General features: G+C 66.4%; 10 protein-coding genes. 2 read left to right on the top strand and 8 right to left on the bottom strand.

The features are described 5' to 3' along the window. Positions 1–177: 177 nt before the first annotated feature. Positions 178–1,161, top strand: a complete 984-nt coding sequence (locus tag A5752_RS23505) for a zinc-dependent alcohol dehydrogenase family protein (RefSeq protein ID WP_067090910.1) — start codon at positions 178–180, stop codon at positions 1,159–1,161. 19 nt (positions 1,162–1,180) lie between these two features. Continuing rightward, on the top strand, positions 1,181–2,113 hold the full coding sequence (locus tag A5752_RS23500) for an NmrA family NAD(P)-binding protein (protein WP_067090909.1): 933 nt from the start codon (positions 1,181–1,183) through the stop codon (positions 2,111–2,113). Between the two features lies 1 nt (position 2,114). Here the strand turns inward: A5752_RS23500 and A5752_RS23495 are convergent, their stop codons facing one another. From A5752_RS23495 to rplJ, 8 genes are all read right to left on the bottom strand, one after another. After that, positions 2,115–3,098, bottom strand: coding sequence for a calcium/sodium antiporter (locus A5752_RS23495; RefSeq protein ID WP_067090907.1), 984 nt, complete (start codon positions 3,096–3,098; stop codon positions 2,115–2,117). 90 nt (positions 3,099–3,188) lie between these two features. Next, positions 3,189–7,133: a DNA-directed RNA polymerase subunit beta' gene (locus tag A5752_RS23490; RefSeq protein ID WP_067090905.1), complete on the bottom strand. Its 3,945-nt coding sequence runs from the start codon at positions 7,131–7,133 to the stop codon at positions 3,189–3,191. Between the two features lie 76 nt (positions 7,134–7,209). Next, complete coding sequence (rpoB, locus tag A5752_RS23485; protein WP_082964051.1) at positions 7,210–10,695, bottom strand: DNA-directed RNA polymerase subunit beta; 3,486 nt, start codon at positions 10,693–10,695, stop codon at positions 7,210–7,212. A 387-nt stretch (positions 10,696–11,082) separates the two neighbouring features. Continuing rightward, entirely contained in the window at positions 11,083–13,038 is a 1,956-nt protein-coding gene (locus A5752_RS23480; protein ID WP_067090901.1) for an alpha/beta hydrolase, read from the bottom strand. Positions 13,039–13,096: 58 nt separating this feature from the next. After that, positions 13,097–15,430 (bottom strand): molybdopterin-containing oxidoreductase family protein, encoded by a 2,334-nt coding sequence (locus A5752_RS23475; protein ID WP_082964034.1) that lies wholly within the window; start codon positions 15,428–15,430, stop codon positions 13,097–13,099. Between the two features lie 9 nt (positions 15,431–15,439). Continuing rightward, on the bottom strand, positions 15,440–16,519 hold the full coding sequence (locus tag A5752_RS23470) for an ABC transporter ATP-binding protein (protein ID WP_067090896.1): 1,080 nt from the start codon (positions 16,517–16,519) through the stop codon (positions 15,440–15,442). Between the two features lie 194 nt (positions 16,520–16,713). Beyond that, positions 16,714–17,106, bottom strand: coding sequence for a 50S ribosomal protein L7/L12 (rplL, locus tag A5752_RS23465; protein ID WP_064345556.1), 393 nt, complete (start codon positions 17,104–17,106; stop codon positions 16,714–16,716). 69 nt (positions 17,107–17,175) lie between these two features. Continuing rightward, on the bottom strand, positions 17,176–17,703 hold the full coding sequence (gene rplJ / locus A5752_RS23460; protein WP_059101516.1) for a 50S ribosomal protein L10: 528 nt from the start codon (positions 17,701–17,703) through the stop codon (positions 17,176–17,178). Between the last annotated feature and the right edge of the window lie 76 nt (positions 17,704–17,779).

The following is a 17,779-nucleotide window of genomic DNA, read 5'->3' as shown; positions in this document are numbered from 1 at the left end:
TCCTGCCGCCACGCCGCGTTTTGAGGTACTCGACCAGACCGTCTAGGACAGATGCTCTGGGCGCGAACGCATCACGCCGCTCGTCATTCCCGAATATCTGAAGCGTCACAACATCTAGCATGTTGAAAACCGATCGGTGTACTTTGATGCCACAGCGTCGAAGTACGGAGGTTTCTGATGCAGCATCTCGTGTTGACCCAGTTCGGTGACCCCGAGGATTCCGTCCAGCTCGTCGACGATCCGCCAGCGCCCCCCGCCCACGGCCAGGTCTCGGTCCGTCTCGAGGCCGCCGCGATCAACCCGTCGGACCTGTTACTGGTCCGCGGCAAGTACCTCGTCCGCCCCGAGTTGCCTGCGACCGTCGGCGCCGAGGGCGTCGGCATCGTCACCGAAGCCGGCCCCGGCGTGGACCGCGCTATCGTCGGCAAGCGCGTGATCGTGCTGCCCACGTACGAATACGGCACCTGGTCACAACAGATCTCAGTGGCCGCGGACGACGTGGTCGAAGTGCCCGGTGACACTGATCCGCTGCAATTGGCGATGCTGACGATCAATCCCCCGACCGCGCATCTGTTGCTCGAGCGCGTCAACCTCCAGGCCGGTGACTGGGTCGGCCAAACCGCGGCGAACTCAGCGGTCGGTCGCCTCGTGGTGGCACTGGCCAAACGGCGAGGATTGAAGACGCTCAACGTGGTTCGCCGCGAGGACGCCGCCGAAGAGATCCGTCTGGCCGGTGGTGACGTCGTACTCGTCAGCGGACCCAACCTGGCGTCCGACATCAAGCGCGAACTCGGCGGCGAGGAACTGAGCCTGGTCATCGACCCGCTGGGCGGCACACTCGCGGCAGAACTGGTCGCCGCGCTGAAGTTCCGCGGAACGGCGATCACCTACGGCTCGTTGACCGGGGCGCCGACCGGCCCGTCGTCGGCGACGCTGTTCGCAAAAGAGGTGACCTTCACCGGGTTCTGGCTCGGCAACTGGTATTCGCGCGCGCCGCGGCCCGAGATCAAACACACGCTCACCCACCTCGCCGGCCTGGTGGCCGACAGCGAGCTGTCGGTACCGGTCGAGGGGACCTACCACCTCGGCGAGTACGCCAAGGCCTTCGCCCACGCCGAGACGCCCGAACGGGGCGGCAAGGTGCTGTTCACGGTCGACTGATCCGAAAGGGAGCCAACCGATGTCAGACAACCCGATTCTGGTGACCGGTGCCACCGGACGCCACGGCAACACCGGCGAACATCTTGTGCGTCGGCTCAGGGACGAGGGCCATGCGGTCCGGGTGCTCGTGCGCACACTCAGCGAGCGCACCGACCGCCTTGCCGGCCTGGGCGCCGAGGTCGTGGTCGGCGATCTTCACGATCGCCGCAGCCTGCTACCCGCGTTGACGGACGTGGACCTGGCGTACTTCATGTACCCGATCGATGCCGGAGTGGTTGCGGCCGCCGCCAATTACGCCGCGGCGGTGCGCGAAGTGGGGCGGCGACCCCGCACGGTGGTGATGTCGATGGGCCCCGCCCACCCCGACAACCCGAGCGACCTCGGCCGCGCGCAGTGGCTCGCCGAGCAGATTCTGGAATGGGCCGGCCTCGATTTGGTCATCCTGCGGGTCGCCGCGCTGTTTCACGAAAACCTCGCCGTGTTGCACAGCGACTCCGTCCGCGAGCACGGGCTGATCCGGAACTCGTTCGGAGACAACGCGGTCGCCTGGATCAGCGGTAGCGACGCTGCCGAGTTGGGGCTGATGGCTCTAGTGCATCCTGACCGCTTCCCCGAGCCCGTCTACTACGTCAAGGGTTCGGAGGTGTTCAGCCACGCCCACATCGCCGCGGCGCTGGAGGACATGACCGGCCGTCCCATCCGCTACGAGGCCGTCACTCGGGACGAGTGGCGCTCCGATCTCGAGAGGCTGGCCGAGTCGGCTTACGTCGTCAATCCGGCGATGGCACAGCATATCTCCGCTGTCGGCCACATGGTCGCCACGAGTGGACGCACGCTTCCCGCCGACCGGAGGGCGTTGGGTGAACTCATCGGCCGCGAACCGATCACCCTTCGCGAGTTCCTGAACGACAATCTGGAGGCGTTCGCCGCCCCCGAGCGCCGGCCGGCATAGGTCAGCTCTGGGTGGCGAGCAGGAAGGTCAGATATCCCAGATATGCCGTCACCATCAGCACGCCCTCGGCACGGCTGACACGTCGGCCGGTGATGAAGATCGGAATGCAGAGCAGCGCGACGATCACCATGATCGGAATGTCGATGCGCACCAGGCTCGACGGCAACTCCAGGCCGTGCGCGGGCACCAGGCAGGTGACGCCGAGTATCAGCGCGATGTTGTAGATGCTGCTGCCCACCAGGTTTCCGATTGCGATGTCGCGGTCACCGCGCAACGTGGACATCACCGTGGTCGCCAGCTCTGGCGCCGAGGTTCCGATGGCCACCACGGTGAGTCCGATCAGCGCATCGGAGACGCCGAATTCGCGGGCCATTCCGACCGAACCGTCGACGAGCCATTCGGCTCCGACCACCACCAGCGCGATACCGCCTACGAGCATTGCGGCCTCACGCAGCGTCTGACGGCGACCGCCGGAGGGCTCTTCCGCCGCATCCTCGGTATAGGCCTGCGCGAATTCGCCGACGACAGCGCGCGATTCCCGATGCGCCGACCGGATCACCACGACGGTGTAAACGATCGCACCGGCGAACAGGATGCCGCCGTCGGTACGCGTCAACACGCCGTCGGCCGCGAGCACGAACAACAACAGCGCGGCCACCGCCATCATCGGCAGCTCCAGGCGAATGGTCCGCAACTGCAGGACCAACGGGACCATCGCCGCACTCAACCCCAATATCAGGAACAGGTTGACCACATTGGTCCCGGCGATGTTGCCGACCGCCAACGCCCCGCTACCTTGACCGGCGGCCGTCACGCCGACGGCCAGTTCCGGCATGCTGGTGCCGATCGACACCACGGTCAGGCCTACCACGATCGGACTGATGCCCAGCCGAGCGGCCAGGCGGGACCCGCCCTTCACCATCACCTCGGCACCGACGATCAACGCGGCCAGCCCGGCGAGGAACCACCCGATATTCGCCAGCATCAGGTCGAATGATGACACTTTCGCACCCGGGGGACGGCCAGGGACAACGAAAATGCCCCCGGGCGAACCCGGGGGCATCTCCGTAACTAGTTACCGATAATCCGAGTAGCCGTAGTCGTCCAACGGCACCGCGGCACCGGTGGCCTGGCCGAAGTCCGGGCTGTAGTACTGATCCTCGTAGGACGGGATCGTGTAGGCCGCAGCGCGGGCTTCCTCGGTCGGCTGAACCTGGATGTTGCGGTAACGGTTGATACCGGTACCGGCCGGGATCAGCTTGCCGATGATCACGTTCTCCTTCAGACCCTGCAGCTTGTCGCTGCGGCAGTTGATCGCCGCATCGGTGAGCACGCGCGTGGTCTCCTGGAACGAGGCCGCCGACAGCCACGAGTCCGTGGCCAGCGATGCCTTCGTGATACCCATCAGCACCGGACGACCCGCCGCGGGCTCGCCGCCCTCGGCGACCACCCGACGGTTCTCGGTCTCGAACTCGCCACGCTCGGTCAGCGAGCCGGGCAGGAACTCCGTCGAACCCGAGTCGATGATCGTGACGCGACGCAGCATCTGCCGGACGATGACCTCGATGTGCTTGTCGTGGATCGACACGCCCTGAGCGCGGTAGACCTCCTGGACCTCCTTGACGAGGTGGATCTGCACCTCGCGGGGGCCCTGGACACGCAGCACCTCGTGCGGATCGGCAGCACCTTCCATCAGCTGCTGGCCCACCTCGACATGGTCGCCGTCGGCGAGCAGGCGCTCGGTGCCGTCGTCGTGCTTGAACACCTTCAGGCGCTGACGACGAGAGAGCTTGTCGTACACCACTTCTTCGCCACCATCGTCGGGAACGATGGTGATCTTGTAGAAGCGCTCGCCCTCTTCGAGGCGCACCCGGCCGGTGACGTCGGCGATCGGCGCCTTGTTCCGCGGGATACGGGCCTCGAACAGCTCCTGCACGCGAGGCAGACCACCGGTGATGTCCTCACCGACGCCGCCCTGGTGGAACGTGCGCATGGTCAGCTGCGTACCGGGCTCGCCGATGGACTGCGCGGCGACGATACCGACGGCCTCGCCGATGTCGACGAGCTTGCCCGTCGCCATCGAACGGCCGTAGCACATCGCACACACGCCGGTGCCCGTGGCGCAGGTCAGCACGGAGCGGACCTTCACCTCGGTGATGCCGGCGGCCAGCAGCGCCTCGATCGCCGGGTCGCCCAGGTCGTGGCCGCGCTCGACGACGACGTTGCCGTCCTTGTCGACCGCGTCCTGCGCCAGCGTCCGCGCGTAGGCCGACGTCTCGATGTGCTGATCGCGCACCAAGGAGTCGCCCTGCAGTTCGGCCAGCGTGACGTTGATGCCGCGCTCGGTCTCGCAGTCGGTCTCGCGAACGATGACGTCCTGCGACACGTCGACCAGACGACGGGTCAGGTAACCCGAGTCGGCGGTACGAAGAGCGGTGTCCGCCAGACCCTTTCGGGCGCCGTGGGTGTTGATGAAGTATTCCAGCACCGTCAGGCCCTCGCGGAACGAAGACTTGATCGGACGCGGGATGAACTCACCCTTCGGGTTGGTCACCAGACCCTTCATGCCGGCCAGGGTCCTGGTCTGCGTGAAGTTACCCGTGGCACCCGAGTCGACGATCGTGATGATCGGGTTGTCCTTCGGGTAGTGCGCCCGCAGGGCCTCGCCGACCTCTTCGGTGGCGTCCTGCCAGATCTTGACCAGGGCGTCGTTGCGCTCGTCGTGGTTGAGAGCACCGCGCTGGTATTTCTTCTCGATCTGGTCCGCTTCCTTCTCGTAGCGGTCCAGGATCTCCTGCTTCTGCGGCGGCACCAGCACGTCGGCCATCGACACGGTGACACCCGAGCGGGTGGCCCAGTAGAAGCCGGCGTCCTTGAGCTTGTCCACGGTCTGCGCAACCACGATCATCGGGAAGCGCTCGGCGAGATCGTTGACGATCCGCGCCTGGACCTTTTTGTGCATCTGCTCGTTGACGAACGGATATCCGTGCGGCAGAAGCTCGTTGAACATGACCCGGCCCAGCGTGGTCTCCGCGGTCCAGGCGTCGCCCAGCTTCCAGCCGTCCGGGAACAGCTCGGCCTCGATGTCGGCCGGCGGGCGCAACTGCGTCAGCCGCACGCGGATCTTGGCGCGCACGCTCAGCGCACCGCGGTCCATCGCCATGATCGCCTCGGCGGGCGAGCTGTACACACCGCTCTCCGGCTGATCCTTGGCGGCAGGGGCGAATTCGCCCTTGTCGCCCTCGACCATCGTCGTCAGGTAGTACAGGCCGGTCACCATGTCCAGACGCGGCATGGCCAACGGACGACCCGACGCCGGCGACAGGATGTTGTTCGACGACAGCATCAGGATGCGAGCCTCGGCCTGCGCCTCCGCCGACAGCGGAAGGTGCACGGCCATCTGGTCACCGTCGAAGTCGGCGTTGAACGCCTCGCAGACCAGCGGGTGCAGCTGAATGGCCTTACCCTCCACCAGCTGCGGCTCGAAGGCCTGGATGCCGAGGCGGTGCAGCGTCGGTGCGCGGTTCAGCAGCACCGGGTGCTCGGCGATGACCTCTTCGAGGACGTCCCACACCTGCGGGCGCTGACGCTCGACCATCCGCTTGGCGCTCTTGATGTTCTGCGCATGGTTGAGATCCACCAGACGCTTCATCACGAACGGCTTGAACAGCTCGAGGGCCATCAGCTTCGGCAGACCGCACTGGTGCAGCTTGAGCTGCGGGCCGACCACAATGACCGAACGGCCGGAGTAGTCGACGCGCTTGCCGAGCAGGTTCTGGCGGAACCGACCCTGCTTGCCCTTCAACAGATCCGACAACGACTTGAGCGGGCGGTTGCCCGGTCCGGTGACCGGGCGGCCGCGGCGGCCGTTGTCGAACAGCGCGTCCACCGACTCCTGAAGCATGCGCTTCTCGTTGTTGACGATGATCTCGGGCGCGCCGAGGTCGATCAGCCTCTTGAGCCGGTTGTTGCGGTTGATGACGCGGCGGTACAGGTCGTTGAGGTCCGACGTGGCGAACCGGCCACCGTCGAGCTGCACCATCGGGCGCAGCTCCGGCGGGATCACCGGAACCGCGTCGAGCACCATGCCCATCGGGGAGTTGCTCGACTGCTGGAACGCGGCGACCACCTTGAGCCGCTTCAGCGCGCGGAGCTTCTTCTGCCCCTTGCCGTTTCGGATGACCTCACGCAGCTCTTCGGCCTCGGCCTCGATGTCGAAGTTCTCGATGAGCTTCTTGATGGCCTCGGCACCCATCGCACCGGTGAAGTACTCGCCGTAGCGGTCCTGCAGTTCCCGGTAGAGCACCTCGTCGACGATGAGCTGCTTGGGCGCCAGCTTGGTGAAGGTGTTCCAGATCTCCTCGAGCCGGTCCAGCTCGCGCTGGGCCCGGTCGCGGATCTGGCGCATCTCGCGCTCACCGCCGTCGCGCACCTTGCGGCGCACGTCGCTCTTGGCGCCTTCCTTCTCCAGCTCGGCCAGGTCAGCCTCGAGCTTCTGCGACCGCTCGGCCAGATCGAGATCGCGCTGATCCTCAACGGCCTTGCGCTCCACGGCCATCTCGGCCTCGAGCGTCGACAGCTCGTTGTGACGCATCTCGTCGTCGACTGCGGTGATGACGTAGGCGGCGAAGTAGATGATCTTCTCGAGATCCTTCGGCGCCAGATCTAGCAGATAGCCCAGACGCGAGGGCACACCCTTGAAGTACCAGATGTGCGTGACGGGCGCGGCCAGCTCGATGTGGCCCATCCGCTCACGGCGCACCTTGGCGCGGGTCACCTCGACGCCGCAGCGCTCACAGATGATGCCCTTGAAGCGGACGCGCTTGTACTTGCCGCAGTAGCACTCCCAGTCGCGAGTCGGTCCGAAGATCTTCTCGCAGAACAGGCCGTCCTTCTCCGGCTTCAGCGTGCGGTAGTTGATGGTCTCCGGCTTCTTGACCTCGCCGTAGGACCACTGACGGATGTCGTCGGCGGTGGCGAGACCGATTCGGAGCTCATCGAAGAAGTTGACGTCTAGCACGTAACTCCCTTTCCCCTTTCGGGATTAGACAATTCCCAATGTTTCTTCGCGCAAGCGCTCATCACAAAAGCCCTCTTTAGGCCAAATCCTCAACAGAAGCAGATTCGTTGCGCGACAAGTTGATTCCCAAGTTCGCCGCGGCGCGTTCCAGGTCTTCGTCGTCGCCGTCGCGCATCTCGATCGCGGCGCCGTCCGAAGACAGCACCTCGACGTTGAGGCACAGCGACTGGAGTTCCTTGAGCAACACCTTGAACGACTCCGGAATACCCGGCTCGGGGATGTTCTCGCCCTTGACGATCGCCTCGTACACCTTGACCCGGCCGACGGTGTCGTCGGACTTGATGGTCAACAGCTCCTGCAGCGTGTACGCCGCGCCGTAGGCCTGCATGGCCCAACATTCCATCTCGCCGAACCGCTGGCCACCGAACTGCGCCTTACCGCCCAGCGGCTGCTGGGTGATCATCGAGTACGGCCCGGTGGAGCGAGCGTGGATCTTGTCGTCCACCAGGTGGTGCAGCTTCAGGATGTACATGTAGCCCACCGTCACCGGATACGGGAACGGCTCACCACTGCGACCGTCGAACAGCATCGCCTTGCCGTCCTCGTCGACGAGCGTCTCGCCGTCGCGGTTGGGCAGCGTGGACGAGAGCAGACCCTGCAGCTCCGCTTCGCGGGCACCGTCGAACACCGGTGTCGAGACGATGCTTCCCGCCTCGGCCTCGAGCAGCTCCTTGGGCAACGCGCTCGCCCAGTCGGGCGACCCGTTGATCTTCCAGCCGCTCTTGGCCACCCACCCGAGGTGGGTCTCCAGGATCTGGCCGATGTTCATACGACGCGGCACACCGTGGGTGTTCAGGATGATGTCCACCGGGGTGCCGTCGGGCAGGAAGGGCATGTCCTCGACGGGCAGGATCTTGCCGATGACGCCCTTGTTGCCGTGGCGTCCGGCCAGCTTGTCGCCGTCGGAGATCTTGCGCTTCTGCGCGACGTAGACGCGGACCAACTCGTTGACGCCGGCGGGCAGCTCGTCGTCATCCTCGCGGCTGAACACGCGGATGCCGATGACCTTGCCGGACTCACCGTGCGGCACCTTGAGCGACGTGTCGCGGACCTCGCGCGCCTTCTCGCCGAAGATCGCGCGGAGCAGCCGCTCCTCCGGGGTCAGCTCGGTCTCGCCCTTCGGGGTGACCTTGCCGACCAGGATGTCGCCGTCGCGGACCTCGGCGCCGATGCGGACGATGCCGCGCTCGTCGAGGTCGGCCAGCACCTCATCGGAGACGTTCGGGATGTCCCGGGTGATCTCCTCGGCGCCCAGCTTGGTGTCGCGGGCGTCGATCTCGTGCTCCTCGATGTGAATCGAGGTGAGCACGTCCTCTTCCACCAGGCGGTTGGAGAGGATGATCGCGTCCTCGTAGTTGTGACCCTCCCACGGCATGATCGCCACGAGCAGGTTCTTGCCCAGCGCCATCTCACCGTTCTCGGTGCACGGCCCGTCGGCGATGACCTGGCCCGCCTCGACACGCTGGCCGGCGTCGACGATCGGACGCTGGTTGGCGCAGGTGCCGTGGTTGGAACGCGCGAACTTGCGCATCCGGTAGGTGTGCCGGGTGCCGTCGTCGGCCATCACGGTGATGTAGTCGGCGGAGACCTCCTCGACCACACCGGCCTTGTCGGAGACGACGACGTCGCCGGCGTCGATCGCGGCGCGCAGCTCCATGCCGGTACCGACCAACGGGGCCTCGCTGCGCACCAGCGGAACCGCCTGGCGCTGCATGTTGGCACCCATCAGGGCACGGTTGGCGTCGTCGTGCTCGAGGAACGGGATCATGGCCGTCGCCACCGACACCATCTGGCGCGGCGAGACGTCCATGTAGTCGACGTCATTCGACGACACGAACTCGACCTCGCCGCCCTTGCGTCGAACCAGCACGCGGTCCTCGACGAAGCGGCCGTTCTCGTCGATCGGCGAGTTGGCCTGCGCCACGACGTGGCGGTCCTCCTCGTCGGCGGTCAGGTACTCGATGTCGTCGGTGACAACACCGTCCTTGACCTTGCGGTACGGCGTCTCGATGAAGCCGAACGGGTTGACCCGCGCGTACACCGACAGCGAGCCGATGAGGCCGATGTTCGGGCCCTCCGGCGTCTCGATCGGGCACATGCGGCCGTAGTGGCTGGCGTGCACGTCACGGACCTCGAGGCCGGCGCGCTCACGGGACAGACCGCCGGGGCCCAGCGCCGACAGGCGGCGCTTGTGGGTCAGGCCCGACAACGGGTTGTTCTGGTCCATGAACTGCGACAGCTGGCTGGTGCCGAAGAACTCCTTGATCGCCGCCACGACGGGACGGATGTTGATCAGGGTCTGCGGCGTGATCGCCTCGACGTCCTGGGTGGTCATGCGCTCACGCACGACGCGCTCCATGCGGGACAGGCCGACCCGGATCTGGTTCTGGATCAGCTCGCCGACGGTGCGCAGGCGACGGTTGCCGAAGTGGTCGATGTCATCAACCTCGACCGGCACCTCGACGCCACCGGGGACCGTCATCGTCTTGTCGCCCTGATGCAGGCGCACCAGGTACTCGATGGTGGCGACGACGTCCTCTTCGGTCAGCGTGGTCGACGTGGTCTGAGCCGGGTTCTCGGTGATGCCCAGCTTCTTGTTGACCTTGTAGCGACCGACGCGGGCCAGGTCGTAGCGCTTCTCCTTGAAGAACAGGTTCTCCAGCAGGGTCTGCGCGGACTCCTTGGTCGGCGGCTCGCCCGGACGCAACTTGCGGTAGATGTCGAGCAGCGCCTCGTCGGTGCCTGCGGTGTTGTCCTTCTCCAGCGTCGACATCATGATCTCGGAGAAGCCGAAGCGCTCCGTGATCTGCTCGTTGGTCCAACCGAGCGCCTTGAGCAGCACGGTGACCGGCTGACGGCGCTTGCGGTCGATGCGCACACCGACGGTGTCACGCTTGTCGACGTCGAACTCCAGCCACGCACCGCGGCCCGGGATCACCTTGACGCTGTGCAGCGTCTTCTCGGTCGACTTGTCGATGTTCTCGTCGAAGTAGACACCCGGCGAGCGGACCAGCTGGCTCACCACGACACGCTCGGTGCCGTTGATGATGAACGTGCCCTTCTCGGTCATCATCGGGAAGTCGCCCATGAAGACCGTCTGGCTCTTGATCTCACCGGTGTTGTTGTTGATGAACTCGGCCGTGACGAACAGCGGGGCCGCGTACGTCATGTCCTTGTCTTTGCACTCGTCGACCGGGGCCTTGACCTCGTCGAAGCGCGGATCGGAGAAGGACAGCGACATCGAGCCGGAGAAGTCCTCGATCGGGCTCAGCTCGGAGAGCACCTCTTCGAGACCGCCGACGGGGTTCTCCTCGCCGCGCTCCTTGGCCTTGGCACGCCAGGCGTCGGAGCCGATCAGCCATTCAAAGGACTCGGTTTGAACATCTAGAAGCCCGGGAACCTCGAGGGGCTCACGGAGCTTTGCAAAAGAAATTCGGTTTGGTGCTCCTGGGACGGAGTTTTTAGTAGCTTCTGCTGTCTTGCTTGGGCGGGACCCTGCCAAGATGCATCCTTCCAGCACCTCATGCGACTATCGTGCCGGTGAACACCGGTCCGCTCGTCGCGATATCTGCGTCGGTTCGGCTGGCCACTCACGACCACAAACTTCCCGAACGCACGGCACGCGACTAGATCACTGAGCTGGGCTCAGGCTAGGACTTCGGTGTCAGGTGCGGGTTTAGGTGGGCAGGATGCAGCCAGCGCAACGTCCAACAGTACCGCAGGACGGCGTATTCCTCAACATCCACAACCCAACCGCATGTATGGAACGCATCGAGGCGCTGGCTGGCGACTCAACCCTTCTCACCCGTCCATACATTGCTGCCCAACAGATTGACCCCTCGGCGGCCGTCCGTCAAGAGATAACACGGGTTGTTGTGGACTTTTACGTTCACGCGGCGATCGTGTCGCTGCAGTGTCCGACCCCGGCCGATCCGACGGACTGGCGGACGCAGACCGGATCGAGGCTGAAGAGCCCGTTGGCGAGCGACATGAACGGGCGCAGGAAGTTCAACAGGTACGGCTTGGTCAAGGTGTTGGGCAGGGCGACGACGGTTGCCTTCCCTGCCGGGGTGTCGAAGCTGTACCGCTCACCACGCTCCAGGTAAAGCCCCTCGGAGCTCGTCGGGTCGAACATGTCGTTGACCCAGCCCACCATCAGCATCTGCGCGGCCGCGGCGTTCTCGGGCCGCGTGAACCCGGCGACCAGCTCCTGGGCGAACTGGATGAGGGGATTGCCGCCGCGCATGGAGTCGACATGCGAGCCGTTGACCAATGTCACGCCGATGAACCCGGTGGGGCGCGCCGCGGCCAGCGCGTCGAGGCCGGCGCCGAAGTTGTTCCACATGTAGACCGGGGCGGCGAGTTGGTAGATCGGGATGTCGAGCGGAACCTTCTTCAGCGACGCCGTCATCTGCGCAGGATCTCCGAGGGCGACGCCGTCGAGCAGCACAACCCCCGCAAGCCGGTCGACGCGGGCGTCGCCGGCCATGTGGCCCGCCATACCGGAGACCGCGCCACCGCCGAGCGAGTGGCCCATCAGCACGACACGATCGGGGATCGGCCCGTCGTAGCCCGCCGCGTGTGCGCTGTCGGCCAACGCCTCGTTCCCCTCGCTGAACAGGCCCGCCATCGCCTCGTGCATCGGCGCGCCTCCGAGCCAGCATCCGTCGAGGGCGAAGAAGTTCGAGGTGATCGTCGGGGCGACGACGATGCTGTTCGTGCGTTCGGCGAGCGCCGCCGCGGTGTGGCTGTACCAGGGGCCGCTGGCGAGGAAGCCGTGCTGGAGGTAGATCAGCCGGTCCGGCGGCGCGTCCTCGGCGGTCTTGGGGATGTACCAGTCGGCGGGCACCTCCTTCCCCGCCCCCTCGGCGCAAGCGCAGTCGATCCGCAGCGTCGAGGAGCGCACGGTGACCGTGCTGTTCGCCGGGAGGATCGGCGGGCCGCCGAGGATCCGGGTGGCCAACCCATAGAGGTCGAACACGATCGTTCCGATCACCCGGATGAGGGTGGGAATCTGAGGCGCGGTCGCCGTCGTCGCGGTCAGCGGAGCCGCGTAGGCCACCTGCTGGACGGCGAACTCCTGCTCGACGAGGTTCTCCTCCGGCTGCTCGAGGACGGCCGCCGTGCGCTCTTCGGTGGATTGGGCGCCGGTGCCGACCGTCGTGTCGACGACGGTCGTCGTAGCGGCCTTGCCGGCTTCGGTTCGGACGACGGTGTGCTCGTCCGCCGCGATGCGGGTGACGTTGCGCGAGAGCGCGGTGGTCGTCTGGTCGGCGCTGTGGTCACGGTCCGAGCGGGAGTCGGCGACGATCTCTTCGATGGTCTGCTCGGGGGCCTGCTCTTCGGCGATTGCGGCGCCGGTTTCCGTCTCCTGGCCGGTGTCGACGTCGGTTTCGGCGCCGTCGCTGGCGGGGCCTTCGTTGGCGGTGTTGTCGGCGGGGGTGCTGTCGTTTGCCTGCGCTGTAGTGGTGGCGGCATTCTTGCGGGTCGCACCGGGGCGCTTCCGGTCGGGCTTGCGGTCCGTCGCATCGGTGGCGTCGGACTTCTTCGCGGCGTCTGCCGCATCGTCCGCGCGTCGAGCGCCGACCCGGGTGCGCGGCGGGCCACCGGTCGTGCGGGTGGCGTTCGACCCGGGCGTTTGCGTACCGGCCGCGGCGGCGGCCGGGGAATCGGTCGAATCCTTCGGACTGTCAGCCGAATTCGATGACTCGGAACTGCTCGTCCCACCGGCGTTCGACGACGAGCCGTCGTCGGCGATCGCCACACCTGCACCGGCCACCATGGCCGCCGACATTCCCGCGGTGACGACACCCGCGCTCAACCACATCAGAAACCGGTCGACCATGACCTCTCCCGCTTGACGACGGGAGAAAGATAACGGGTTTGCTGGCCGCGAATCGGCCTTATGCGGAAGTTTGCGCGCGCTCGGGCTGCGCGGCCGCGCGCTCGACGCGCACCGGCACGCCGGTCAGCCGGGCCATCCCGGCCAGGCTCTCGATGTCGGCGGGATCGCTGGATATCAACCGGTTGACGTTGGCACCGCCGGCGCCGTTGGCCACACGCCATCCGGCGGTGCCCTTGTGGCCCCATCCGTGCGGCACCGCGACCACCCCGGCGACGATGTCCTTGGTCACGAGGACCGGCAGCTCGATCTCGCCGTGCGGCGACGAGATGCGCACGGTGTCGCCGTCGACGATGCCGAGGGTGGCCGCGTCGTCGACGTGCATGCGCGCCCGATGTGTGCGCTCGCCGCGCATCAGCAGCGGCGAGTTGTGCATCCACGAGTTCTCCGACGGCGCCTCCCGCATGCCGATCAGCCGCATCGGATAACCATCGGCCACGCTGCGGCGCGTCAGCTTGTCGACCTCGGCGGCGATCTCGTCGTGGCGCAGCCGCACCCGACGACCGCGGTAGACGACGGTGTCGCGGAGCACCCCGGCGCGCAGACGGTCGGCGAGGACGAGGCCGTGCGGATGATCGGCCGTGAGCTTGGAGAAGCTCAACCCGCGCCGTCGACCGAACCGATCGCCGCCCTCGGCCAGCCGGATCACCGCGTCGACGAGCATCCGGGGATTGAAGCGAACCCCGAACATGGACAACGCTTTTCGGACGACGGCGAGCATGGTCAGGCCCGGCGTGGACCGCCACATCCTGGCGGTCAGGTCGTCGATGATCTCCCACTCCGCGCGGGCCTGCCCCACCGGCGCGATGACGGCCTCGGTGGCCTGTCGGAACGGCGTGGGCTGCAGCGTCTGGAACGGCAGCGGAAAGTCGTCACGCTCATACATCGACGTCGCGGGCAGCACGTAATCGCAGTGCGCGAGCGTCTCGTTGACGTAGAGGTCGATCCCGACCATCAGCTCCAGAGACCGCAGAGCGGTCTCCAGTTCGTCGCCGTTGGGCACCGACAGCACCGGGTTGCCCGCGCCGACAAACAGCGCCCTGACCTGTCCGCGTCCCGGCGTCGTGATCTCCTTGGCCATCACTCCCGCGGGCTCGGACCCGAGGACGGAGGGAAAGTCGCCGATGCGCGAGCGCTTGCGCCGGTAGACGGTGCGCAGCAGGGCCCCGCCGGCCATGTTGAGCCACCGCTCCCCCGGCAGTCCGAGCCGGCCGAACATGCTGCCGCCGGGGACATCGAGATTGCCCGCGACCAGGTTGACCGCGTCCAAGAGATACGTCGTCAATGTTCCGTTCTCACCGATGCTGGTACCGACGCGGCCGTACACCGCCGCTCGCTGGGTGCGGACGAGGTCACGGGCCAGGCCGCGCACTGTCCAGGGATCGATGCCGGTGTGCACCTCGGTGACTTCGGGGCTGAACGGCGCGGCCAACCGCTCGAGCCACCGCGCACCGTCGGCCAGCCGCTCCAGTCGAGCCCGATCGACGAGCCCTTCACCGAACATCACGTGCAGCAGCGACAGCAGCAGGTAGGCGTCGCCGTCCGGGACGATGCCCAGCCATTCGAACTGGGCCGCGGTCTCGGTCCGTCGGGGGTCGATCACCAGCACCCGGCCGCCGCGTTTGACGATGTCGTGCATGTGATCGCGGATCCGCGGCACGGTCAGCACGCTGCCGTGCGAGATGACCGGGTTGGCGCCCATGACCACGAGAAGATCCGTGCGCAACACGTCGGGCACGGGCAGCGCGAGCGGCGACCCGTAGAGCAGTTGGCTGGCGACGAAGCGGTTGTTGACGTCCTGCGAACCGGCGGTGAAGACGTGCAGACCCCGACCGCGACCGAAGAGACCGAGCCCGAATCCGGCCATCAGCATGTTGAGCGCCAGGGTGTAGGAGTAGCTGAACGCTCCCGGGTTGCCGAAGTACCAACCGATCGCGCCGGCGCCGTGCCTGCGGTGGATGTCGCCGAGCCGGGCGGCGATGTCGGTCATCGCCTCGTCCCAGCTCACCGGGTCGAAGCCGCCGTCGGATGTGGGGGCACCTCCCGCTTGCGGGGGATCGTTCGCGCGAAGACCGTCAGCGCGAGCGCGTCTGCGCAGCGGGGTGGTGACGCGGTCGGGGTCGTTGACCACCTCCGCGAACGCGATGCCCTTCTGGCACGCGAATCCCGCCGAGAGCGGATGGTCCTTATCGGGACGCAGCTCGGTCAACCGGCCGTCTTCGACGGTCGCGATCATGCCGCAGAGCGGCTCGCAGATCCGGCAGAACGTCGCTTTTTGAAGGCCGGCCTTCTGAGTGCGGGCTTTCGGAACGCGAGCCGCGGGCTCGGCGTCCACGGTCGCGGCTTACTGCTGCGCGCGCGGGATGGCGCCCGTCGGCGCCTCGTCGTCGACCGTGCGGTGCCGGGTCGTCGGAGCGTCGCCGAACTGATTCGACGAAGACTGGCTACTGCCCTCGAGGTCTTCGCGAATGGCTTCCTGCGCGGCGGGCGGCAGGGTGTGCATGATCTCGCGCACCCGGGCCTGCCGGCGGTAGACGGCCTGGCGCTCGGGCATACCGGGCGTCGCCTGGATCTGCGGCGGCACACCCTCGATCTCCTCGACGCCACCGTCGTGGTGGCCGGCGTCGATCATGGCCTGCTCTTCGGCCATCGTCGACTCGTCCTTCTCCTCGGACATGCCGATCGGGCCGATACGACGACCGTTGAGGAACTGCCGGACGACGGGCTCGTCGCTGGTCAACAGCACTTCACGCGGCCCGAACATCACCAGGTGCTTGCGGAACAGCATGCCCATGTTGTCGGGCACGGTGCGGGCGATGTTGATGTTGTGGGTCACGATGAGGATCGTGCAGTCGATCTGCGCGTTGATGTCGATGAGCAGCTGGCTCAGGTAAGCGGTACGAACCGGGTCCAGGCCCGAGTCGGGCTCGTCGCAGAGGATGATCTGCGGGTCGAGCACCAGCGAGCGGGCCAGGCCGGCACGCTTGCGCATACCACCGGAGATCTCGCCGGGGAACTTGTTCTCGTCGCCGGCCAGACCGACCAGCTCGAGCTTCTCCATGACGATCTGGCGGATCTCGCTTTCCTTCTTCTTGGTGTGCTCACGCAAGGGGAAAGCGGTGTTGTCGTAGAGGCTCATCGAGCCGAAGAGCGCGCCGTCCTGGAACATCACGCCGAACAGCGTGCGGATCTCGTAGAGCTCCTTGGCGGTGCACTGGATCACGTCGGTGCCGTCGACGATGATCTTGCCGCGCTCGGGGCGCAGCAGCCCGATGAGGGACTTCAAGAACACGGATTTACCGGTACCCGAGGGGCCGAGCAGAACGCTGACCTCACCCGGCGGCAAGTCGAAGGTGACGTCCTCCCAGATTCGCTGGGGGCCGAAGGACTTGGTCAGTCCCTCAATCTGGATACCAATGCCCACGCGAGATCCTTCCGCCAATCATCGTCACGCCACAGGTCTTCCCGCTTGTGGCTTGAGTCACTGTAGCCTACCTCCGCAGGCCACCACACGTGTCTGGGGTCAGATTGTGACCCATCGGGAAAACGACTGTGGGGCCGACCCATTTGCTGGATCGACCCCACAGTTGTGGTATCGCCGGACTGGCCGGCGAGGTGTTACTTGACGGTGACCGTCGCGCCCGCGGCCTCGAGCTTGGCCTTGGCATCGTCGGCGGCAGCCTTGTCGACCTTCTCGAGAAGCGGCTTGGGAGCGCCGTCGACGAGGTCCTTGGCCTCCTTGAGGCCCAGCCCGGAAACGATCTCGCGGACGACCTTGATGACGCCGATCTTCTTGTCGCCGGCACCCTCGAGGATGACGTCGAACTCGGACTGCTCCTCGGCGGCCTCGGCGGGGGCACCACCGGCGGCGGGGCCGGCAGCCGCGACGGCGACCGGGGCAGCGGCGGTGACCTCGAAGGTCTCCTCGAACTTCTTGACGAACTCGGAGAGCTCCAGCAGCGTCAGTTCCTTGAACGCGTCGAGCAGCTCGTCGGTGGACAGCTTGGCCATTTTTGGTCCTTTCCTTACTACTTACATCTGGTTGCGATCTGTGCGCGACAAATCGCAGGTCGGGGCGGGTTAAGCGGCTTCTTCGCCGGCCTTCTTCTCTTGCAGAGCGGCGGCCAGCCGGGCGACCTGCGACGCCGGAGCGTTGAACAGACCGGCGGCCTTGGACAGGTTCGCCTTCATCGCGCCGGCCATCTTGGCCAGCAGCACCTCGCGCGACTCCAGGTCGGCGATGCGCTCGACCTCGGACACGCTCAGCGGGCGGCCGTCCATATAGCCGCCCTTGATGACGAGGGCCTTGTTGTCCTTGGCGAACTTCTTGATCGCCTTGGCGGCGTCGACGGCCTCGCCCTTGACGAACGCGATCGCGGTGGGACCGACGAACAACTCGTCGAGCCCCTCGATGCCCGCCTCCGCCGCGGCACGCTTGACCAGCGTGTTCTTGGCGACCGTGTAGGTGGCGGAATCACCGAGCGAACGGCGCAGGTCCTTGAGGTTGGCCACCGTCAGCCCGCGGTACTCGGTGACGAGCGTCGCCGAAGCCTCCTTGAACTGCTCGGCGATGTCGGCAACCGCGGTGGCCTTGTCAGCCTTGGCCATGCATGCCTCCTCGTGGATGGGTGACCATCGGCCGGAGTGCAGGGCTTTCGGGCCGGAAACGACGAACGCCCCGACG

The organism is Mycobacterium sp. 852002-51961_SCH5331710, from assembly GCF_001665535.1.
Taxonomy (GTDB): Bacteria; Actinomycetota; Actinomycetes; order Mycobacteriales; family Mycobacteriaceae; genus Mycobacterium.
This window is presented reverse-complemented; position numbering and strand designations above follow the sequence as displayed.

What these genes read in the sequence shown, in the direction of transcription:
- A5752_RS23505 (WP_067090910.1), top strand. Translation starts at nt 178, where the DNA reads ATGCAGCATCTCGTGTTGACCCAGTTCGGTGACCCCGAGGATTCCGTC.
- A5752_RS23500 (WP_067090909.1), top strand. Translation starts at nt 1,181, where the DNA reads ATGTCAGACAACCCGATTCTGGTGACCGGTGCCACCGGACGCCACGGC.
- A5752_RS23495 (WP_067090907.1), bottom strand. Translation starts at nt 3,098, where the DNA reads ATGCTGGCGAATATCGGGTGGTTCCTCGCCGGGCTGGCCGCGTTGATC.
- A5752_RS23480 (WP_067090901.1), bottom strand. Translation starts at nt 13,038, where the DNA reads ATGGTCGACCGGTTTCTGATGTGGTTGAGCGCGGGTGTCGTCACCGCG.
- rplL (WP_064345556.1), bottom strand. Translation starts at nt 17,106, where the DNA reads ATGGCCAAGCTGTCCACCGACGAGCTGCTCGACGCGTTCAAGGAACTG.
- rplJ (WP_059101516.1), bottom strand. Translation starts at nt 17,703, where the DNA reads ATGGCCAAGGCTGACAAGGCCACCGCGGTTGCCGACATCGCCGAGCAG.